Annotated in this window: 3 protein-coding genes; all 3 read left to right on the top strand. The window is 32.9% G+C overall.

The window, feature by feature from the left end; translation table 11 throughout:
- Window positions 1–1505: ATP-binding protein (locus V7014_RS21165; RefSeq protein WP_335510043.1), on the top strand; the 1505-nt coding region annotated here is incomplete at its 5' end.
- Between the two features lie 276 nt (window positions 1506–1781).
- The gene (locus V7014_RS21160) at window positions 1782–3278 is read left to right on the top strand and encodes an ATP-binding protein (protein ID WP_335510041.1); all 1497 of its coding nucleotides are present in this window, start codon (window positions 1782–1784) and stop codon (window positions 3276–3278) included.
- A gap of 55 nt (window positions 3279–3333) precedes the next feature.
- Complete coding sequence (locus V7014_RS21155) at window positions 3334–4557, top strand: MFS transporter (protein ID WP_335510039.1); 1224 nt, start codon at window positions 3334–3336, stop codon at window positions 4555–4557.
- The last annotated feature ends 25 nt before the right edge of the window (window positions 4558–4582 follow it).

Below are 4582 nucleotides of genomic sequence, written 5' to 3'. Positions count from 1 at the left end.
CTGAATATACAAGTTTACTGATTGGTTTTGTTACTGTATTCATAGTAACTATATTAAATCGAAAACTAAAAAATCCTTTATTAGTCATGTATATCCTCATTTTAACGTCATTCGGTGTTTCATTCCATTTAACACTGTTAACACCTAACATCAGTAATTTTATGTTTATTACAATGGGGATTATTTTTGCAGCTTTTTATCAAAAGAAAAAAATTCTCATTTTTTCAGCGATCACTTCTGCCATTCTTCATTTTCTATTATTGATATTGAAAGGGCCCGAAATATTGTTGAATTCATCAATCGTTCACTTATCATACTTTTTCTTTTTTACTACCTTTACTTTTATTGTTCTACTATATATGGTTACATTTATGCAAAGATCACAATTGAAATCGGAAAGAAAAGAATCCAAAGCTAGAGAAGACTTGCATGCTACAAAGTCATTATATGAATCTTTATTTACTTGCTCTAAAGATGCTATAGCTATCCTTAATTCTAAAGGAAATGTTTTAGAAGTTAATCATGCTTTTCAAGATTTATACCAAGCTCCCGCAAACCTAATCATACAAAATGGGCTTCAAACCTATTTTACCGATTGTCATGAAGCCTACCATCACGCTCTTCAATCTGTACAAGAAGGAAAAAGTATTACAGGTCTCGAGCTTAATAGTGTTACTCATAACGGAGATCGAATTATTATCGAGGCAACTATTTCTCCCATTTATAATGTTTATGAGAAGATGAACGCTATTTCTTTTATTATTCGAGATGTAACTGAAAAACGAATGTTGGAAGAATACATGAAAAACGCGGAAAAACTAAAAATTACCGGAGAAATTGCTGCTGGTGTTGCTCACGAGATTCGAAACCCGCTAACTGTTATTTCTGGCTTTATGCAAATGTTAAATGATGATAATTGCCCACGCAGTATGTATATCGATATTATTACATCTGAAGTCAAACGAATGAACAGCATTATATCTGAATTTTTGTTACTATCTAAACCACATGTTTCAAATATAAATATACACAACCTTAAAGTGATACTAAATGAAATTCTATTATTATTTCAATCCGAAGCGCATTATAAAGGGGTCACAATCACTTCAGATTGCCAACCTGGTACTTTCTTAGTCTATTGTGAAGGTAATCAGTTAAAGCAAGTATTTATTAACCTTTTAAAGAATTCCTTAGAAGCTATGCCCCAAGGTGGTGAAATTGTAATTCAATGTGCTGTTCATAATACAGAAACGATTCAAGTCTTAATAAAAGATAATGGTATGGGTATTCCAAAAGAGGTTCTACAACAAATATGGAAACCTTTCTTTACGACAAAAGAAGAAGGAACGGGACTAGGATTACTTATTACAGAAAGAATTATTAAGCAACATCATGGTTCAATTACTATTACAAGTGAGTTAGGGAACGGAACAACTGTTGACATCTCCCTTCCCATTTACAAAAAACAAGATGTAACATTCTTTTCTAAAAGCACGGTTGGATAACAATTTGCACTTATCCTTTATGAATACGTTTATATTCCAAAGCTTAAAATACCTTAAGAGGCTGCCACCGTTGCGTAAGCCTCTTTTTACCATTAATAACAAAATATTCAAAAAACTAATTAAAGTTGGTTCAATTCATCTAATATAAGAAAAGTATGTTCTTTATTTTTAATGTTATAATGTTATATGTAATTTTTTCTAGGTTACTAAATTGTAAAATTATCCTTCTATGATAAAAATCATAGCTTTATATCCTTTAATAGAAAGAGTGTCAACATGGGCGTTATACGTAAAAATATATTTCTTTATACAATTATCATCATTATTCCAACAATAGTAGCCGTTTTATTATTTAGACAGTATTTAGAAAAACAAGAACAATTAGAAATACAGCAAGATACGCTTAGATTAGGTGAGCTACAGCAACAATACATTCAAACATTGATCAAAGAAACAGTCAAAAGTCTTGATGTATTATCTATTATTGCATTGGATTCTATGTATAAAAATGAAGAAATAACCAATTTATTAATTGAAACAAAAAAGACTGATAAAAGATACGGCGACTTATATCTTGTTAATTCAAAGGGGGTTATTGAAACAGGGACTATAGATGATTATAATGGGTTAAAAGTTCGAGATACTTACATTAAATCATGTGGTACTAATAAGGAACCGTATGTTGCTGTTGTAAGGGAAGCCAATTATCAAAATCTAATAACTGTCTGTAACCCAATTTTAGATCAAATCGATAATATATCTGGCTTTCTACTCGTTCAATTAAAGCTAGATTATATTCAAAATGTCCTAGAGTTATTAACACCGAAAATAGCTGTAAAAATAACCGATCAATTTGATACTGAAATCTTCACAGTTAATGACCATTTGAAACAAGGGGATTATCAGCAAAGTATTCCGTTCGAGGACATACCGTGGACGCTACACCTAAATCATCCACAGCACGAAATTAAAATTAACCCTAATACACTTTTGCAATTTACAATTGTCTTTCTTATCGTAACTCATATCATCTTTTTTGGTATTCAGTTTATGCTTTTACAACGAGATGCAATTAGACAAAAAAAAATGCATGAAAGCCAAAAACTAAAAATGTTAGGTACTCTTGCAGCTACAACAGCTCACGAAATCAGAAATCCATTAACAGGTATTAAAGGACTAGTACAGCTATTATGTGAAAAGTATCAAGATAATCAAGATCATCAAGATCAAATGTACTTCTCAGTTATCCAAAAAGAAATTACGAGAATCAATGAAATTATCAATGATTTTCTCGTACTAGGAAAACCAAGTGCTCATCCACTTGAAATTGTCGATTTACAATCTGTCGTTACAGAAATTCAACCAATATTAGAAGCGGAGTCAAGCACCCATTCTACAATTCTCTGCGTTGAAAATACAAGAGAAGTTCTTCTTGTTCGAGGTTTAAGAGATCAAATTAAACAAGTTATCTTGAATATTACAAAGAATAGTTTTGAAGCTTGTAGTCCAGGTAATCAAGTTTTCATTTCAATCTCTACAAATCAAGGCTCAGCTGTACTTACAATTGAAGATAATGGAAAAGGAATGTCTAAACATACGTTAAAGAATATATATGAACCGTTTTACACAACTAAAAACTATGGAACCGGTCTTGGGCTCTATATTTGTAAAAGGATCATTACAAACTTCAACGGCACAATTACCATTAATAGTAAACTACATATTGGAACTACAATTACAATTGTTTTACCTTTAGCTAATGCTAAACATTAAACAACTTAGCTTACTTATTCGATGGCAACATTCATAAGAAAGGGGGATGTATGAAATGAGTAGTCCTGTTGGTAACATACAGCCAAAAACTATGGCAGAACAAACGAATCAAACAGCTTATAAGTTCTTGTTTATTATGGGCTTTTGTCATTTGCTGAATGACACACTTCAAGCTGTTGTCCCTGCTATGTTTCCCATTTTGGAAAAAGAATTATTACTCTCCTATACACAATTAGGGTTGATTGCTTTTTCTTTGAACATGGTTTCTTCCGTCATGCAACCTATTGTCGGCTGGTATACAGATAGCAAACCATTACCATATGCTCTTCCTATAGCCATGTTAAGCACAATGGTTGGCATGATTTTATTAGCCATTGCTCCGTCTTATAACATGATTATTATCTCTGTTATTTTTATTGGTATAGGCTCAGCAATCTTTCATCCTGAGGGATCCAGAGTGGTACATATGGCAGCTGGGACAAAAAAAGGACTCGCACAATCTATCTATCAAGTAGGAGGTAATGGAGGTCAAGCACTTGCGCCACTTATTACCGCTTTAGTATTAATACCAATCGGGCAAATTGGTGGACTTACATTTGCACCTCTAGCATTATTAGCTAGTATTTTATTATTCTATATAGCACGCTGGTATTCACAACAAATTAAATTGTTCCCAGTGAAAAAGAAAAAGAAAAAGGAATCTAATAAACTTTCTTCAAGAGTCTGGACAGCATTAGGGATCATTTTATTTCTAATATTCGCGCGCTCTTGGTATATCTCAGCAATGACCAATTTCTTTGCTTTCTTCATGATGAAGCAGTACGATTTCTCAGTAGAAAAAGCACAAATATTTATTTTCGTATTTTTACTCGCGGGGGCTTGTGGAACATTTTTCGGTGGACCACTTGCAGACCGATTTGGTAAGAAAACAATTATTGTTCTATCCATGCTTACTTCAGCTCCATTAACGGCTATACTCCCATTTGTACCGTCTTACATGGCATTATTGCTATTATTCATTATTGGGTTTATCTTAATGTCGAGCTTTTCAGTAACAGTAGTATATGCTCAAGAGCTAGTACCTGGTAAGGTTGGTACCATGGCAGGTTTAACAGTTGGATTAGCATTCGGAATGGGCGCTATTGGCTCTATTGTAATTGGAAGTATGGCAGATAATATCGGACTTGTTACAACGATAAAGCTAATGGGTTTTCTTCCATTACTAGGTTGTTTAAGCCTCTTCCTCCCTCCAGACCACTCTTTACGCAAGACAAAATAGATACATTCATATAACGGTCATATTT

Source organism: Bacillus sp. JJ722 (assembly GCF_036963345.1).
GTDB lineage: Bacteria > Bacillota > Bacilli > Bacillales > DSM-1321 > Bacillus_AD.
The sequence above is the reverse complement of the archived record's forward strand: the minus strand, read 5'-3'. Positions and strand labels throughout refer to the sequence as shown.

Excerpts from the sequence above, each read along its gene's own strand:
- V7014_RS21155 (WP_335510039.1), top strand. The coding sequence starts at position 3,334 with ATGAGTAGTCCTGTTGGTAACATACAGCCAAAAACTATGGCAGAACAA.
- V7014_RS21160 (WP_335510041.1), top strand. The coding sequence starts at position 1,782 with ATGGGCGTTATACGTAAAAATATATTTCTTTATACAATTATCATCATT.